Here is a 16,621-nt window from a genome sequence, read left to right as displayed (position 1 = left end):
GTTGACTAACTCCACTCGAACTGTGGAAGCCCGAGTTGGGTGAATTGATTGATGATTTTACAGCGCAAGCGGGCTTCCGTTTGTTGGTTTTCGAATACTCGGTTTTTGAGATGGCTCCCAAAGCTTTGTTTCACTCGGTACATGGTCGTTTCCGCCAAGCTTCTACGATGATAGCCCACTTCCTCTTTCCAACTCCTACGCCCCTTGCGTCGAATCTGACGAATTGCCTCGTCCCGGGGCAAAGGCTCCTCCGCAGAGTTGCCATGTTGTTTGATCTTGGCGTTGTGCTGCGGCGGAATCACCGGCTCAATGCCTTCGGATTCCAGCCCTTCATAAACCTTCCACTTGTCGTAACTACCGTCGCCGTGAAACTTTTTTACGGGCTGCTCCACCTGCTCCAGCATTTCGGGAACCGCATCGGCATCGTGGCAACTGTTCTCGGTCAAAATCTCCGCCACAATCTCGCGGGTGTCAGGATTCACCGACAAATGCAGCTTCCGCCATGTCCGCCGCTTCGACTTGCCATGCGTCCGCATCTTCCATTCGCCCTCGCCAAACACTTTCATGCCGGTGCTATCCACCACGATATCGATGTCGCCCCTCTTGTTAGCGATATCGAGCGAAACATTCAGCTTGCTGGCTCGCTTGGCGAGCGAAGAATAATTGGGAATCGCTGCCTCGACGCCCAACATCGCCACCAGCGAGCGGCCGAATCCCTCAGTCTGCCGATAGGGAAGTTTCAGCAGTTCGCGAATCGTCAGCAAGCACTCGATCGCCGTATCGCTGAAGACAAAAGGGCGACCGACTTTTGTCTGGTCGTTAGGATGTTCCCAGTTCTCCAACGCCTCGTCGCTAAACCAAATAGTGATGTTTCCACGCTCGATGAGCGACTTGTTATACTCCTTCCAGTTCGTGACTTTGTAGGTTCGTTTTTCTTTCGTAGCCATGTTCGATCTCCGTAAAAAAGGTACGTGGTTCCATTCCACGTTAGTTTTTACGGAGGTTTGTGACTAATTGTTCAACAAGGCCGTTCAGTTATCTTAAATGTAACCTCTTGTTCGGATTGCATCGACTACGATATGACCCAGTGGGAGATCGGACAGAAAAGTGGTTTGGCTATTAGAGCAAAGCAGCTTTGCTTTGTTTCGGGGCTCATACCTAGAACGGGGATATTCAAGGTTGCGACAGGTCCCAGGTACCCCCAGTACGTGAAATCCAGGCTATTCACACACTCAGGTCTGGTAGATGACATATACGATTTCAAATACCAAGTGGAAGGGTTGGGGCTGCGCGGAATTAGGTTCGAAGAAGTATGGAGCAGTAATTAGCCGTTTGGTCTTGCCTCGATTGTAGAGGCATCGACAGCCCGCTTACCGTCGAGAGCCTCCACCGAGCCCCCGGCACCCACCGCGCCAGCGTGGAGCTCTGAACCACTCGGTTAGGTTGCCACTGCCGGCTTATCCGGCAGTGTGGGGAGATGCTCTGAAGGGTAGGGCGGGGTGGCTGTTGGTGGAGGCCGCTGTTTCTCCTGGTATTCTACTCCCCGGCGCTGCAAATCTGCGGGAAAGTCTGCGAGAACTCTTGTTTCGCATCGCTAGCCGACGCCGCCGGCTGCGGGCTAAACAACTTTTCTGATCTCACCAGTTTCTGCTGGGAATTGGCCACCTGTGGTGTTCTAATGGATAGGTATGAGAGGCTGTCGGCTTTCAGCTATCGGCTGTTGGCTTTTTCAGTGATTGGAGGTGAATCAGTTGTGATGCTTGTTTTGAGCTCGAACGATTAGCGACGCGCAGGCGAAGGGTTGCCGGCGTGGGCGTTCGCTGCTGCGCGGATGGTAATGCGGTGATGGGGCTGCGTCGCTGGAAGCTTTATTGGCTCTAGGCTTTAGGCTGTAAGCGGTAGGCTAGATCTTTCAGTCGCCGGAAGCTCCTTCAGGATGACATTCCGCAGTCGCCAATCCGCATTCCGCAATCCGAAATCCAAACTCTCCTCCCAAAAATAGTTTCCCACCTATGGGAATCTATTTTGGGCAATTATCCCGGAGGTGTTGATGTAAATGCATGCAGTCAAACGACTTGCGATAGATTCCCATCGCGAAAATAGATTCCCACTCGATGCGTTTTGGGGAATGGGAATCTATTCGGGCGCGAAATGCACTGGTTTTGTAGTGTGGGCGAAGATTCAATTTTCCCATCGGTGGGTAAATTGGGAATCTATTCGTGAGCGGTGGGAATCTATTTCGCCCAGGCGAGGTCATCATCGCAGATTGGGACGGAGGGGAGAGCCGCAAGGTTTTGGCAAGATCACTACGGAGAATGAGCACGCACTTGTTATCCGCAGACGTTCGATACGCGCACTCAGTCCGTTTGCCGAAGGGAGATCGCGAGGTCGCAGGGAATTGGCGGTTCGCCGGAACGAGAGACGCTGCACCGATGTGTGTAACTATTTGCTCGGTTCTTGGTATTAGTTGCTGGATCGACGTGGGCGGGGTGCATCCTGCGGTCAATTGAGAGCCGCTTGTCGTGATGAAGGTGATGGACCTCTGTCGCACGATGGTGCGGATGGTACCTCGCGCGGGGGACCAGTATCCTGCAGGAATCCGCTTGCTCTACTCTCACTTTGCTTGAACCAAGAGAATCTGATGACCTTGCTCCAACTCATGCCCGGTTGCCTAAGCCAATCGTCTCTGCTTCGGCGGGGACTCGTCCTTGTCGTAGCACTGGCAACGCTGTGTTGGAGCGACGCTCGGGCCGAGGTGCTCAGCAGCCCGAATGGCCAGGTGAAGTGCCAGCTTACGACAACTCCTCAGCTATCGGCAGCGCTTTCGCTCAACGACCAACAAGTCGCCGAAGCAGCAGGCATTGGCCTCCGCATCGATGGAGTCGATTTAGGGGAGCAACCAAAGGTCTTGGCGATCTCGCCGGTGAAAGAAGTGAACGAGACGTATCGTCGATTCGGAGCCCACTCGACCGCGACGAATCATTACAACGAGTACGTCGTGCAGGTGCAGTCGCAGGATGGTCAGAAATGGAGCCTTGAGTTTCGGTTGTTTGACGACGCGGTCGCCTATCGGTTGAAGGTCGATCGTGAAGGGGCGTCTCACATCGATGGCGACTTCGCCGACTGGCAGTTTCCCGTGGACGCTACGATCTGGCAACAAGGCGCGGGGAATCGATCGTACGAGGGAGAGTACCTGGGCTTCAGCGTCGGCGGGCTCGAAACGGGGTCGCGTTTGATGATTCCGACCACGATGGTGCTAGCCGATGGCAGTTATGCCATGATCACCGAAGCGAATCTGGTGCACTACAGCGACATGGTGATCGAGGTTTCGGGCGAGGGTAAGTTTCGGCAAGTGTTTCACGACGACTCGAATGGTTGGGAACACACCGGCGACATCGTGACTCCCTGGCGAGTGGTCGTGATGACCGACAATCTGAATCAACTGGTGAATAGCGATGTGGTGAGCAACCTTTGCCCTCCGCCAAACGAAGCATTGCAAAATGCGGAGTGGATCAAGCCAGGGCGGTGCTGCTGGCACTGGCTCGTGACGTTCCACCCACGCCTTGAGGATCAGGAAGCGTGGATCGATGGCACCAGCGAACTGGGGTGGGAATACTACCTGATCGACGATGGCTGGCGAAACTGGAATGGCGGCGACGAAGCGGCCTGGCAGGCTTTGGCCGATCTGGTGAAGTACGCGGAGCAACGAGACGTGCAGTTGTGGGCGTGGGTCGATTCGAAGTACGTATTCACGCACCAGCAACGCGAAGCGTACTTTGCCAAGGCTCGCAGCATTGGTCTGGTTGGCCTGAAAATCGACTTTCCCCATCCCGCGAATCGGGAGTGGGTCGACTGGTACGATGCAACACTCGCCGATGCGGCACAGGCTCACCTGATGATCAACTTTCACGGGGCGCTGAAACCAACAGGCCGCGAGCGAACTTGGCCCAACGAGCTGACGCGGGAAGCGATCCGTGGTCGCAAACAGGGTAAGCTGCCGGCCTCGCACGATACCGCGTTGCCGTTTGTGCGTTATGTGCAGGGGCCTGCCGACTACACTCCCACGGTGCTCGCTGCCGACAAGCTGAACGGGTCGACCGTCGCCCACGAACTAGCGATGGCGGTGGTCTATACCTCGCCGCTGCTGTGCATGGGCGACAGTCCAGCTCACTATCTCGAGAGCGATGCGGCCGACCTGCTGAAGGCGATACCCTCGACATGGGACGAAACCATTGTGCTGCCGGGCAGTCAGGTAGGTTCGCTGGCCGCGTTTGCCCGTCGCAAGGGTGACGATTGGTTTATCGGCGTACTCAACGCCAAGGCTGGTGAGTTTGAGATCGATACCCGTTTTCTTGGCGACAAGCAGTACCAACTGGTCGAGCTTCGTGATACCGAGGGAGAGAATGCCAAGTTTGATCGGCGCGACGGGAAGATCGCCGGCGGACAGCGGTTGAGCCTCCGTCTGAGTGCCGATGGTGGGTACGTTGCCTGGCTCCGACCGGTGGAGGATTGAGCCAGGTTGTAGGATCTCGATAGTACAACAATCTCAAGGAGGCCAATCACCCGCTCGACGTGATGAATAGTTGCCTGCTAAGCAGCAGTCGACTTAATCCGTCGGTAGCTGACCAGGCCCAGTGCGACGCAGAGCAACAGCAGCGAGGTCGGTTCCGGCACGCGGGCAGCCCCTTGGCCAAAGCTGCTGAGCGACTCCGTATAAGCTTGTTGCCATAAGCGATAGTCCTTGGTGTTCACGACTCCGTCGGAGTTCACGTCGCCATGGCTGCCGGGGTCGACTGAGGTGAGAAAGTGATCGCTGATCACATCGAAGTCGGCCAGATCGACCAGTCCATCGCCATTCGCATCGCCGACGATCGAGACGAATGCAAACAGCTCGGTCGCCAGCTCGTTGGTAAACGCGTAGTGATGCAGGGTCTCACCCGCAGTGAGGCTGGTGAAGTGCATTTGGAACGTCGTGGAGTCGCCGGTGTTGTAGCGGTATTGAGTGATCAGCATCTCAGCATCGGCATCCTGAACCACCGCGATGGTCATGCCCTGGCCGATGCCGTCGTCGGAGCCGTCGAGGATGCCGACACGATCGGTATTGCCATTCCATAATGGACTAAACCAAGTGAGGATGTAATCGGTGTTGGGTTCCAGGTCGTTGAGAGTTAGCACCTGGTTCATACCGCCGGCCACGAGGCCATCGCTCAGCATTCCCCCGGCTTCGCCCGGCGCGCGGGAGCCAAGGCCTTGGTAGGTGAACTCGATACCGCTCAGGGCCCAGTTGGCTCCGGAGGTGTTGTCGCGGCCGGAAACCACACCGAGCCCGGTAGTGGTTCCGTTGCCGACCGACTCTTGGGTGAAGGGGACGCCGCCGATGGTGGTCGTGCCGGAGAGAGTCTGATTGGCAACTCCTCCGGGAGAGAAGTCGATCGCATGCGTGTAGGTCTTCGATCCATCGAGCGGCAGATCCGAATCCGTTTGCCATGAACGTGTGGTGAAGTAACCCGCTTGCTGACCGACAACCGTGATATCCCAATCGCCAGGAGCAGCTTCGAACTCGAGTCGACCGTTCTGGATGCCAGTGAAAGTGAAACCAGGTAAATCGCTGGAGGTGCCATTGCTATAGACGACTTGACCATTCACATGCACCTGATCGAACGCGCGAATACCATCCAGCGGTAGGCTGACGTTTGCTAACGTGTTGTCTGGCGAGTGGAGCGACAGTTGATACCCGGCCGTGGGGCCGGCGACATCGGTGCGACTCATCGAAAAGTCCAAGCCCCCTTTGATGGTCTCGATGTGCTGCGAGGCCGCATTCAACCCGGCGAAGTTCGGTCGCACCTGGTAGGTGTCGTAGCCAGCTTCGATCGGTTTGATGCCAGCGACGTATTCGGCAAAGAACGTGAGAGGTGCATTCCAGGCATGGTTTTTGGTCCAGTTTGCATCGAACCCGGCCTGAAAGATCTCGCCGAGCGTCGATTGGCTGCTGTCGATCTGGTCGGCGTATCGTCGCCGGAGCCGCAGCAAACCGTCGGCTGCGAATCCCATTTCGGCCAGCGCCGGCGCTACGTAGGCTTCCATGAAAGGAGAGGACTTCTCTTGTTTGACGAGTACTTCGCGAAGGGCGTCGTAACGAGACTCGGGCGCAAGCCCCGCGAGCACGGCCAACGCTTGGGCGCGGTCGTCGGGGGTGCCGCCGTTGGAAGCATGACGCGAAGAGAAATACGCCTGACGGGAATCGTTCCAGAACGTGCTGTCGTAGTTGTTGGCGATACTCTCCATCCGCTGGTCGATTTCGGCCAAATCGCTGGTGTCGCCGATGGCTATGGCCTGCTCCCGTTGGCCTTGGAGGGCGAGGTAGTACCAGCAGTTGGCAATCGCCTCGCGATCGATGTTGTCGCCCCAGTCGAACCAGTCCCACATGCCGGCTTGGTTACCTATGCGGCTAGTATCGAGCAGGCCGTTACTTCGCATGTCCCAAACTCCAAGCACGTAGTTGCTGACTTTGGGATAGACGTGAGTGATTGTCTCGGTGTCGTTGGTGTGCCGGTAATAGTTGGCAAACCCATAATGCCCGACGCTTGCCAGCATTTGCATGGGAAGCTCCGACGTGTTCCTGTCGGTGGGAATCGGAGAATGAAGCGTACCGTTGTCGTTCGACCAGTCAGCAAGATTCCATACCGACTTCTTGATCAGATCGTGCGAATTGGTATCGAACATATAGACCGATTGACCCAACTCGTTGACGATATCCCCCCACCAGGCGGCTCGCTCGCGGTCGGGCGTATCGAAGTAGTTGTCGCGCATGTTGAGGTACTGAGTCCGCGCCCCTTTGTCCATCAGTGTATTGATGCGGGTGTCGTCGCTTTGGAAGTAGTCGACAAACTCGGTGTTGTAGCCCGTTTCGCGATAGCCCACTTCGAGCACATTGACTCCTGCGGGGAACTGGATGTGCAGTTGCTCGCCGCTAATCCAGCCGTACGACTCATACTCGTGAACACCGGTGGCGGTGATGTACTCGGCCGAGGTGTGCGACAGAAGGTTGGTTTCGGTCTGCATGTGAACCGTTTGGCCCGCTGCATTGGAGGGAACTGCAATTTTGAAATACGGTGTGAATTGCGCCTGGTAAGGGAGATCGAATACCATCTCTTCGCCGGTGGAGACAAACGCACTGTTGTTGAATGCTTGCTGGCCGAAGTCTTTCCATTGAGGAATCGGGCGCTCCACCAGGTCGTTCCAGGGATCATCGCCTGGGGCCCCCAGCACGGTCGAGGCTTTCCACTTGCTGTCGTCGAACTCGGGAGCTTGCCAGTCGCCCATGCTCGCCCGCTCGTCGTATTGCAGGCTTGCTTCGGGAAGAATCCACCAAGTGCCTGCGGTTCCGTACGAGTCGACCTTGGTGGAGAGCCAAGTGTTGTCGGTGACCAGCGATTCACCATCGATCACTCCATCGACGAGCACGCCAGGCGAGCCGCTGCTGATGTGGGAGTACCCGCCGCGACCGTAGTACCAATTGAGCAGGGCGACGGTGTTCTCTCCCTCTTGCAGGTACGGGGTGACATCCACGCGATCAAAGTAGGTGTCGTTGGGCGTGGGGCCGCGTTTGAGACCTCCCTCGTAAACCACCATTTCGCCATTGATCCAGAGCCAGTACTTGGAGTCGGTCGCGATGTCGAGGATGGCACTCTCGGGCGATGCGGTGAGGTCGATCGTCTTGCGATACGCGTACCATTGATTCTCGCCGCCCAGGGCGCCGGTGCTGATCCACGAGGCGGTCGACGAACTAGGATCGTTCAGGTCGGCCAGAGTAGCAGCGGAAAACAGGTTCCAGAACGCAACACAGCCGAGGGCCAGTGAAAGTCGATTCATCGCAGAGGTTTTCGTCGTTAGTTTTACGGTTTGGTCGGTGTTCTCAGGTGCATCGGTGGAATGGAACAGCGACCAACGTTTAGCCATTTCACTCCGAGGGAGTAAATTGCAAAGTAATGGTTTGTGAATTGGGTGTCAGACGCAATTGACCGTCGCTGAAGGAAGGTTCGCCCTCCAGTGTTTGGAGCTGATAAGCATGGTCGTGGTAGACCGCCGAAACAACATGTTCCGACGCTTGCTTAAAGGGCAAGTGCGTTTGGTCTGCCACGGTGAGTTCCAGGTGCCAGTCGAGGGTTGCGTCGGTGAGCTCGATGCGGAGTTGTTGGTCAGAGAAGGTCAGCACGAAAGCACCTGGTTGAGCTTGGAGCGGCCAAGTGACTTGCAAGAAACCTTCCGGAGTATGCGTGACTTTGGGTTCACCACCGACAATCTCGCCATCGCTGGTCACGAATCGCAGGCCAGGCAGCACATCGCGAGAACTCCAATGGAATCCATCGACGATGGGGAGTGTGTAGAACTCCACTTCGGGGCGGTCGACTTTTTGAGTGAGAATAGGGGACTCTAAACTTTGATCAAAGAGGTGCAAATCACGGAACCAGAGCCGACCCGATTGCCAGGCGAGATTTGCTCGATAGAACCGGCTGTTGAACCAAATGGTCTGGCGGTCGTCGTCTTTGAGCGGAGTTTGAAAAGTCACACTGGTCGAGGGGGTCACTGGAAACTCTCGGCGAAACCACTCACCGGACTCAGCGAGCGTTTCGACTCGCACTTGGTGCTCGTCGCGTAGCTTGGCAATTTTCGGGAATTGATACTCTAGCCCGCGCTGCATGGCTGGCCAGGTAAATGAGTTCTCTTGCCCCGCTTGCACGTAGTTGAAAGCCAGGCACTCCCCGTCGACGAAATTCTGTAAGTACCAATCGACCCACTGGGGATCGCCGCCGCTATCGCCGTAGACTGGCTCCAGGCTAATCACCCCTTGATGAGTATGGCCTACGCCTGTGTCGTATTGCCGCAATGGATCGCTGCCGAGCATCCGGAAAATGGGGACCGGGATTTGACCCGCCGTTGTTTGAGAAGGCATGTAAGCGTTGCGGGTGCTGGGGTAGTAGGCTTGGTTCCAATACCCTCCCCATAGCGTGTAGCCGTCGGTGCCCACCTGGTCTTTGCAGTTAGCACTCGCGATCACGCCATACTTGTCGTGCATGTACTTCAGCGTGTGGGCGTCGATGAACCACGAGGCGGCTGACTTCGGATAGTAGCCGTAAATGTCGTGAAAATCAGCCATGTAGACGTCGACCAACCGCTCACGCTCTTCGGGCGTGTAACCCGAGGCGAAGCCGACATTCGAGTGCCAGTCCCAGGGATACCTTCCACGCCAGCGGAGTCCCGCCTTTTCGACAAGCGGTTGAGGCAACTCCCACCAGCAGCCGATCTCGAATTGCTCGCGTGGCAGGCCTTTGAGTAGCTTCTGGTACCGCTCGTCCTTCAATGCGTCGTACTGCAAGAGAAAGGTGCCGGGCAGTTGATGCTGCTTCATCAGCTCCACTTGCTTGACCACGGTTTGGAAGAGCACCTGCTCGGTAATCGCTTCGCTGCGTGGCTCGAGCAAGCGAATGAAATTGACGATGTTGACGATGCGGGGTGATTGAGACTCAGCACAAGCGTGAGTAGAAACCATCAACATCAGTGCGAGAAAGCACTGGCAACTTGTCGAGAGTCGCCCGCGAAACCTGTTTGCAAAGCCAAGCATGGAGGGTAGGTAGGGGAGGGGAGTAAAAATAGTTTCAGACATCCCGACGACCTTGCGCCGGGATGCCTGAAACCGGGGATGATCCAAGCAGACTACTTTCGGCACCGTACGGCAACGAGCGCAACGCTACCTAGGGCCAAAAGAACCATGGTACCTGGTTCGGGAACGCTCTTGGTACCAAACGCGTCGATTTCGAGAATGCCTGCATAGGCATTGTCGGCATCGGTGATTTCCAGTTGGATATACTGGGCGGCTGGGGCATCGATAGAGATCGACGCATAGTTGGTCACTGGATCGCCACCGCCAGCGTTGTCGGTTTTGGTATAGGTCTCGACGGTGCTGAACACCATGTCGGGGCCGGCCACTTGTAGGTTGAAGCTGGCGTCGTCGCGTCCGCTGTCGTTCCAGCCGAGGAACACATCGATCTGAGTTAAGTCGTAGGGAGCACCCAGATCGTAGGTCACGTATCCACCACTTGCGATGGTACCATAACCGTCGTGAAGCACTGCGAAGTCATCGAGATCGTTCGAGGTCACCCCATCGCCATCCACGTCGCCAGGATAGCGGCCGATGATGGCACCGTCGGTCCAGGCCGACACGCCAGTGGCGACTTCGCCGACAGGGCTTGGGTAACTATCCGTGAGTCCGCCAGCGTAGTCGTTGCCGCTGTAGGTGGCCATCAGACCTTGCAGCAGGTCGGTGCTCGAGGCAGAGAAGAAGTCGGGGCCGCCTTCGCTCGCGGGATCGTAGGATTGTCCAGGCGAACCACCTGACGGAGCGATGTTGCGCTGGATTACCACAGCAGCATTCGCTTGAAAACAAGGCAGTAGTGATATTGCCAATACAAAAAACGCCGGTCTAAGGATGCACATCACAAGCAATCTCCTCGGTGAAAAAGAAAAGTGCCAAGGCTGCAAATCAGCCTCGCCCCCGCTGTACCGCAGGCTATCGAATTCAGAGAGCAAACCCATTCGTTGGAGAGCGCAGGTAGTACTCTCTTCAAGTAGATGCAGTTTTCCGAGGAATCCTGACGCGATTTTTTTGTTTTTCTCTAAATGGAGCTACCAGCAGATGTGGTCATCGCGCAGCGGCATCGTGTGCACTGCGCGAAAGCAGTGCAGTAGTAACCAAGCAGCGAGCCTAACGCTTCCGGTATTCGGCTAGAGCTTTAGCGAGAACAGGTACTCGCCCGACGGAAGCGGAATGACCGCGGTGGTGGTGCCATCGTCTTGCCGTTCGTCGGTGCCCACGAGTCCGGAGGAGGAGAGGGGACCATCCTCCACGAGCAGCTCCGCGGTGCGATGGCCGCGAAGACGGAGCACCGCGTTCATGTTCGCGGGAATCACTACGCGGAACTCACGACGCCCGGTCGACGAGTTCCATTCGGTCTCAATCGGTCCCCGGATACTGTCGTACTGTACGCGGCATTGTTCCAACGTGGGATCAAACAGCGGTTCAATCACAACCGTCTCGAATCCGACATCCGGATTGTGAATGCCACCAAGCGACTGAACCATCCATCCGTAGACTGCCCCGAACGAGTAGTGGGCGAAGGAATTCATGCCTGGGTCCTGGAATCCACGGTCCGGGGTCCAGCCGTCCCAGCGTTCCCAGATGCTCGTAGCGCCGTGGGAAATAGAGAACATCCAGCCTGGGTATTCTGGCTGATGCAAGAGTTGCAGTGCGACGTCGTCGCGATTGATTTCGCTGAGTACCAGCATCAGGTCTTTGGTTCCGATAAAGCCGGTCGATAGCTTCCCGCCTCGCGATTCGATGTCGCGCACCAAGTGCTCGGCGGCGAGCTGGCGAAGCTCTCCATCGACCAGGTCGTACCCAATCGCCAGCACGTATCCGCATTGCGTCTCGCCGCGGACGTGACCTTCGGCATCAACAAAATGCTCGACGAAGGCTTGCTTGATTCGAGCGAGCAAGTCAGCGTATCGCTCAGCATCTTCGGTCTTATCCAACACAACTGCAGCGCGTTGCAGCAGGTCGACACTGCGAGCGTAGTAGGCCATGTAGATGACCTCGTTCGGCGTGTTGGCATTCACGCTGAGCCAGTCGCCAAAGGTGTGAAATTGCTGGGGCGGGAGCACTTCGTCGACCGACCTCGCCCGGCAGAACTCCACGTACTTCACCATTGAAGGGTACTGGCGTTCAAGCAGTTCGATGTCGCCATACGTGCGGTAAATCTCCCAGGGACAAATCACCCCGGCTTCGGCCCAGGCGGGGCCACCATCGTCTTCGCCGGGAATCACCGGAGCGACCCGCGGGAACTGGCCATCCGCCCGCTGAGCGTCGGTTAAGTCGACGAGCCATTTGCGGAAGAAGGCTTGGACGTCGGTCACTCGACAGGCGGTGCGTACGTAAACTTGAGCGTCGCCTGTCCATCCAAGGCGTTCATCGCGTTGTGGGCAGTCGGTCGGTACGTCGATAAAGTTCGAACGCTGTGTCCACAGGACGTTCTTGTAGAGTCGATTCAGGTTTGGATCGGAGCATTCAAACTCGCTCGCCAGCGGTGTATCGCTGCTGAGTGCGACGCCAGTCACCGCATCCACCGTAGGGGGCTCGTGCAGTCCGATCACTTCGATGTACTGGAAGCCATGGAAGGTTTGCCGCGGCTGCCAGATTTCGATGCCCTCACCTTTGCAGGTGTAGTAGTCGATCGCCCGGGCGAGTCGCAAGTTGGTGGTATAGATCGTGCCGTCGGGATTCAATCGCTCGGCATAACGGATCTGGATGCGCTGTCCCTTGGCACCTTTTACACGGATGCGAGCGACGCCGGCGATGTTTTGACCGATGTCGAAAACATACACGCCCGGGGCAGGGCGGCTGACGCTCTTTGCCGCGAACTCTTCGATTTCGACCACGGGAGGACCTGGATGCCACTCAATGGTTGGGGAGACCTCCGCACCGGTATCGACAGGGGAGTCGGAATCAACGTTCGCTGCCGTGGTGTTCCAGCCAGGATTCTCCTTCGTTGCATCGTATTCTTCGCCTACCAGGAAGTCGGCCAACTGCTTCGGCCCTGAAGTGACAGTCCACTCTTTGTCGGTGGCAAAGGTCTGATTGGTACCATCTTCGTATTCCACGCGGAGCATCGCACGCATGCGAGGTTTCACGCCGTAGAAATCTCGTCGTGCACCCCACGCGACATGGCCTGAGTACCACCCATCGGCCAGAATGGCCCCCCAGGCGTTATCGCCCGATTGCACCTGATCCGTGACGTCGTACGCGCGGTAATAAACCCGCTGCCGATAGTCGGTCCAGCCCGACGAAAAATAGTCGTTGTTGACCCGCTGACCATTGAGGCTCAGCTCGGCATTGCCTAGCGCAGCAAGGTACACTGTTGCCCGCTTCGGTTTGCTTTGCGCGGTGAAAGTGCCATGCAGATAGCTAGGGGGAGCCGATACGTCGCGAGCAATTTTGGTGAAACCCCAAGGGCCGATTCCAAAGGGGCCGACTGCGTGTGCCTTTGGAGCATCTTGGAACGAGCGGTTCCGCCACGAGTCACCCTGACTCTTCAAGCAAAGCCAGTTGCTATCGGTGTAAAGCACAAATACCTGGGAATCGCTTGTTTTGAGTTCGACTTTCAAGCAGATTCCCGTTGGGCTCGGCGAATTGTTATGGCATTGCACCACAATGGTGTTGCGCCCTGTTCTCAGATAAGGGGCAACCTCTTGTTTTGCGGGATGTTCCACCGAAGTCACCTGGGCGACTTGCTCGCCGTTGATGTAGATGATCGCACGATCGTCTGCAGCTATCGTTAGCGTGGCTTGCTGCGGAGCCTCGATGTCTCCCAAGTCCCAGTTGCCCAGGTACACGGTTTGCCCTGCCGGAGCATCCGAGGAGGTATCGTCGGGATGGCAGATCCACTGCGCTCCTTGGAGAGGTGCAGGGGGGGGATCGGAATTCAAATGGCGCAGCCCATCCCAGCCAATCCAGTCGCCTTGCCACTCGTCCTGCGAGAGGAGTCCCATCGACCAATGCGCTGCTTCGCTCCACGGTCCTGGCTTGCCCTCGGCGTCCCAGGTGCGGACTTTCCAATAACACCATTGGTGCGACTCGAGTGGCTTGCCCTCGTAGTTGATTCCGTAGGTAGAGTTCGACTCCACCTTTCCCGAGTCCCACAAATCGCCTTGCGAGTCTTCAAGCAATGCGGGAGTCGAAGCCACCAGAATCTGATAAGCGGTTTGTCGCTGCCCACGCATTTCGGAGGTGACAATCCAGCTCAACTCGGGGCTTGTTTTGTCGATTCCCACCGCGCTGTCTCGATATTCGCATCGCAAGCGAGTCGCTTGCAACTTGCCTTCGGGGGCAATGGCAGCCATGCAAACCCCGGTCGAAACAACACAAAAAATGGCAAAGGCGGTAAAAGATGCCTTGGTTAACATGCAGGTCCTCAGCACTACTAAAGGCAGCCTGGGAGAGAGCCCAAGCGGGAGTCCAAACTGGCAGAACAGAAGTTAGGTCAAGCTATTGATATGTGGGCTGGACGCTGCGGAGTCAAGGCGTCGCGAACAGGATTTGCTACTTTGTGGAAAATAAAAAAAACGCTGTCAGAAAACCGATTTGCAGGTCATGAATATATAATGGGTATCCACTCATTTGAGGGCTTCTTGCATGTTTGGTGAATCAACTGAACGTGCGACAGGATCTCCCCCAGGTTTTGGTTTGGGGGGCAGGCGTATCATGAAACTTGTTCCTCTGATGATTGAGCGGAGATAGTGGTCCATGGCCTCCGACGATTTCACACCTAGCCAACGAGCACGGCTTTTTGGCGAGTTGCTGGCCGCGTGCCATTGCGATCTTTTCGCTTTCATCTACTCACTGGTGCAACATCATGCGGACGCGGAAGATGTGTATCAGCAGGTAACCATGTTGCTTTGGGAAAACTTCGACTCCTTTGAGGTCGGCACGAACTTCAGTGCTTGGGCAACCGCTTTTGCTCATAACACGGCGAGGGCGTTCCTGCGTTCTCGCAAGCGAAATGCCATTACCTTGGGCGACGAAGCTCTCGATGCAATAGCTGCGGCTTACAACGCGAAACATAATTGGAGCAGCACAGAAACGTCCGAGGCGTTGAATCACTGTCTAAAGAAACTCTCGGACCACAGCCGTAGCTTGGTGGAACGCTGTTACGCTCAGAATCGAGACATGGCGGCCATCGCCAAGTCGGAAAATCGAACCATTGGTGCTATTTATCAGGCGATTTGTCGAATCCGCAAGAAGTTGTTTTCTTGCGTTCAGCGGACGATCTCGCAAGGAGCTACCGCATGAAGCCTACGGAGAAGGACACCAATCGCTTGATTGAGCTACTCAGCCAAGCTTGGGACGAGCACTCTACCCCTGAAATCGATGCCGAAATCGACGCGATCATACGCAAGTATGGCCCCGAAGGGGGGGAGCTGCTGCTGAATATTTGCACGGTTCACCTCGAAGTTGGGCGTCGCGCGGCTTCGGCGCGTCTTTACGCCGACACGATGGGCAAGATCAACGATATGACCTCGTCGGATCTCGAGTCGTCGGAGCCCGAGGTGGTCACCGCGGTTCCAGCATCGGCGCGTTCTGCGTCTGGTGCGCAGCTTCGTAAATCTTGGGTCGCTGCTGCTCTGGCAGCGGCGATCATGTTAGCTGTAACCGGGCGTTTGTATTTGGGTTCCAACGAGACGGATCTCGGAGGCGTTATTCAAACGGTGCCTCGTGGAGTGCAGTTGCTGAGGCCATCGAAGCCGATTGCCAACGTCGTGTCGGCATCGCAAGCGGTCTGGGCACCGGGTAGCGAAGTTGCGGTTGGCGACACCTTGGACGAAAAGCGACATCTCGAGTTGCTCTCGGGATCGGCGCAGTTGAGCATGGCCTGCGGGGCCGACTTGGTGTTGCAGGGACCTTGCGTGATGACGTTGGTCACGGAGGATTTGGCCGAACTGAAGTACGGCAAACTCACCGCCCAAGCGTCGGAATGGGCGACCGGCTTTGTCGTTTCGTGCGACAATCTCAAGGTTACTGACCTGGGAACTCGCTTCGCCCTCTCGGCGGATGGCAAAGGCGTGGTCGAAGCCCACGTGCTCGACGGGGCGGTACTGGCCGAGCCGTTGGGACACCGCACGCCTCGCCAGCAATCGGTCATGCTGCACACAGGGCAGGCAATCCGAGTCGATGGTGTGAAATCGCATGTCGAGTTGATCGCTGCTCGGCAACACGAGTTTGCCAGCGAGATCGAACAGTTCCGCCCATTGCGGCCGATTCGGATGTGGAACACAGGAGTGGGCGCTGAGGTGGGAGGAACCGATTCGCATTGGATCATCACTTCAGGCAGCAAGGATCAAGGCCCTTATCCCAAGTCATCCGTGATCACCGCCGGCGATACCGGTTCCTATAAAGACAACCGCCCTGATGTATCGCAGTGGATCTCCGTTGATACCGATTTTAATGCTGGCGTACCTCCAGAGTCGGTGCATACGTTTGAGACCACGTTTGACCTCACCGGTTACGATCTCAGCAGCATATACATCGTCGGCTATTTTTTGGTCGACGATGCGATCAACGCACTACGGATTAACGGTCACCCGGTTGACTTTAAGCGCTGGGAGACAACGTGGAATGTCTACGATTTTCGCAGCTTCCACCCGATAGAGATCCGCGACCACTTTGTCGAAGGAGAGAATGTGATCTCGATCGATCTCTACAACTCCCCTTCGAACCCGAAGACACCTGAGCACAATAACCCCACCGCGTTGCGGGTGGAGTGGCAGGCCTTTGGTTTATTGTCTGAGTAAGTAGCAACCAGCTTGGCTCTGTTGATAGCTCTTGCAGTGCTCGTACACTGCTGCGCATTGCTTGCGCGATGATGGTGTGGCGTTAAATTTCCTCCGGTTTTTGCGGAAACCATCGTCAGGAAACAGCTTCCTCGATCATGTATTTGTAGAGGTACTTGTTTCGTCTGTCGCGATTCTGTGGTGACAGGCAGAGAGTGAACTCTCCCGTCTTTTCGTCATC

General features: G+C 56.4%; 8 protein-coding genes. 3 read left to right on the top strand and 5 right to left on the bottom strand.

Features of this window, described 5'->3' with window-relative positions; translation table 11 throughout:
• Nucleotides 1-5: 5 nt before the first annotated feature.
• Nucleotides 6-947 (bottom strand): IS5 family transposase, encoded by a 942-nt coding sequence (locus Pan181_RS10105; RefSeq protein WP_145244898.1) that lies wholly within the window; start codon nt 945-947, stop codon nt 6-8.
• Between the two features lie 1,694 nt (nt 948-2,641).
• Here Pan181_RS10105 and Pan181_RS10100 point away from each other — a divergent pair.
• On the top strand, nt 2,642-4,513 hold the full coding sequence (locus Pan181_RS10100; protein ID WP_145246699.1) for a glycoside hydrolase family 97 protein: 1,872 nt from the start codon (nt 2,642-2,644) through the stop codon (nt 4,511-4,513).
• A 77-nt stretch (nt 4,514-4,590) separates the two neighbouring features.
• Here the strand turns inward: Pan181_RS10100 and Pan181_RS10095 are convergent, their stop codons facing one another.
• From Pan181_RS10095 to Pan181_RS10080, 4 genes are all read right to left on the bottom strand, one after another.
• Nucleotides 4,591-7,872, bottom strand: a complete 3,282-nt coding sequence (locus Pan181_RS10095; RefSeq protein ID WP_231943798.1) for an alpha-L-rhamnosidase-related protein — start codon at nt 7,870-7,872, stop codon at nt 4,591-4,593.
• A gap of 88 nt (nt 7,873-7,960) precedes the next feature.
• A complete protein-coding gene (locus Pan181_RS10090) occupies nt 7,961-9,550 on the bottom strand; it encodes a hypothetical protein (protein WP_145246697.1) in 1,590 nt (529 codons plus the stop codon).
• Between the two features lie 164 nt (nt 9,551-9,714).
• Nucleotides 9,715-10,422 carry a PEP-CTERM sorting domain-containing protein gene (locus Pan181_RS10085; protein WP_197529126.1) on the bottom strand — a complete coding sequence of 236 codons (708 nt, stop codon included), beginning with the start codon at nt 10,420-10,422 and terminating at the stop codon, nt 9,715-9,717.
• A gap of 360 nt (nt 10,423-10,782) precedes the next feature.
• A complete protein-coding gene (locus Pan181_RS10080) occupies nt 10,783-13,953 on the bottom strand; it encodes an alpha-L-rhamnosidase (RefSeq protein WP_197529125.1) in 3,171 nt (1,056 codons plus the stop codon).
• A gap of 403 nt (nt 13,954-14,356) precedes the next feature.
• Between Pan181_RS10080 and Pan181_RS10075 the strand changes: the two genes are divergently transcribed.
• The gene (locus Pan181_RS10075; protein WP_145246694.1) at nt 14,357-14,902 is read left to right on the top strand and encodes a sigma-70 family RNA polymerase sigma factor; all 546 of its coding nucleotides are present in this window, start codon (nt 14,357-14,359) and stop codon (nt 14,900-14,902) included.
• Nucleotides 14,899-16,401: a FecR family protein gene (locus tag Pan181_RS10070; RefSeq protein ID WP_145246693.1), complete on the top strand. Its 1,503-nt coding sequence runs from the start codon at nt 14,899-14,901 to the stop codon at nt 16,399-16,401. The genes Pan181_RS10075 and Pan181_RS10070 overlap by 4 nt, the downstream gene beginning before the upstream one ends.
• Nucleotides 16,402-16,621 lie beyond the last annotated feature (220 nt).

The organism is Aeoliella mucimassa, assembly GCF_007748035.1.
Taxonomy (GTDB): Bacteria; Planctomycetota; Planctomycetia; order Pirellulales; family Lacipirellulaceae; genus Aeoliella; species Aeoliella mucimassa.
The sequence above is the reverse complement of the archived record's forward strand: the minus strand, read 5'-3'. Positions and strand labels throughout refer to the sequence as shown.

Coding starts and splice junctions, on each gene's coding strand:
- Pan181_RS10080 (WP_197529125.1), bottom strand. CDS start 13,953: ATGGCTGCCATTGCCCCCGAAGGCAAGTTGCAAGCGACTCGCTTGCGA.
- Pan181_RS10090 (WP_145246697.1), bottom strand. CDS start 9,550: ATGGTTTCTACTCACGCTTGTGCTGAGTCTCAATCACCCCGCATCGTC.
- Pan181_RS10105 (WP_145244898.1), bottom strand. CDS start 947: ATGGCTACGAAAGAAAAACGAACCTACAAAGTCACGAACTGGAAGGAG.
- Pan181_RS10075 (WP_145246694.1), top strand. CDS start 14,357: ATGGCCTCCGACGATTTCACACCTAGCCAACGAGCACGGCTTTTTGGC.
- Pan181_RS10070 (WP_145246693.1), top strand. CDS start 14,899: ATGAAGCCTACGGAGAAGGACACCAATCGCTTGATTGAGCTACTCAGC.
- Pan181_RS10095 (WP_231943798.1), bottom strand. CDS start 7,872: ATGAATCGACTTTCACTGGCCCTCGGCTGTGTTGCGTTCTGGAACCTG.
- Pan181_RS10100 (WP_145246699.1), top strand. CDS start 2,642: ATGACCTTGCTCCAACTCATGCCCGGTTGCCTAAGCCAATCGTCTCTG.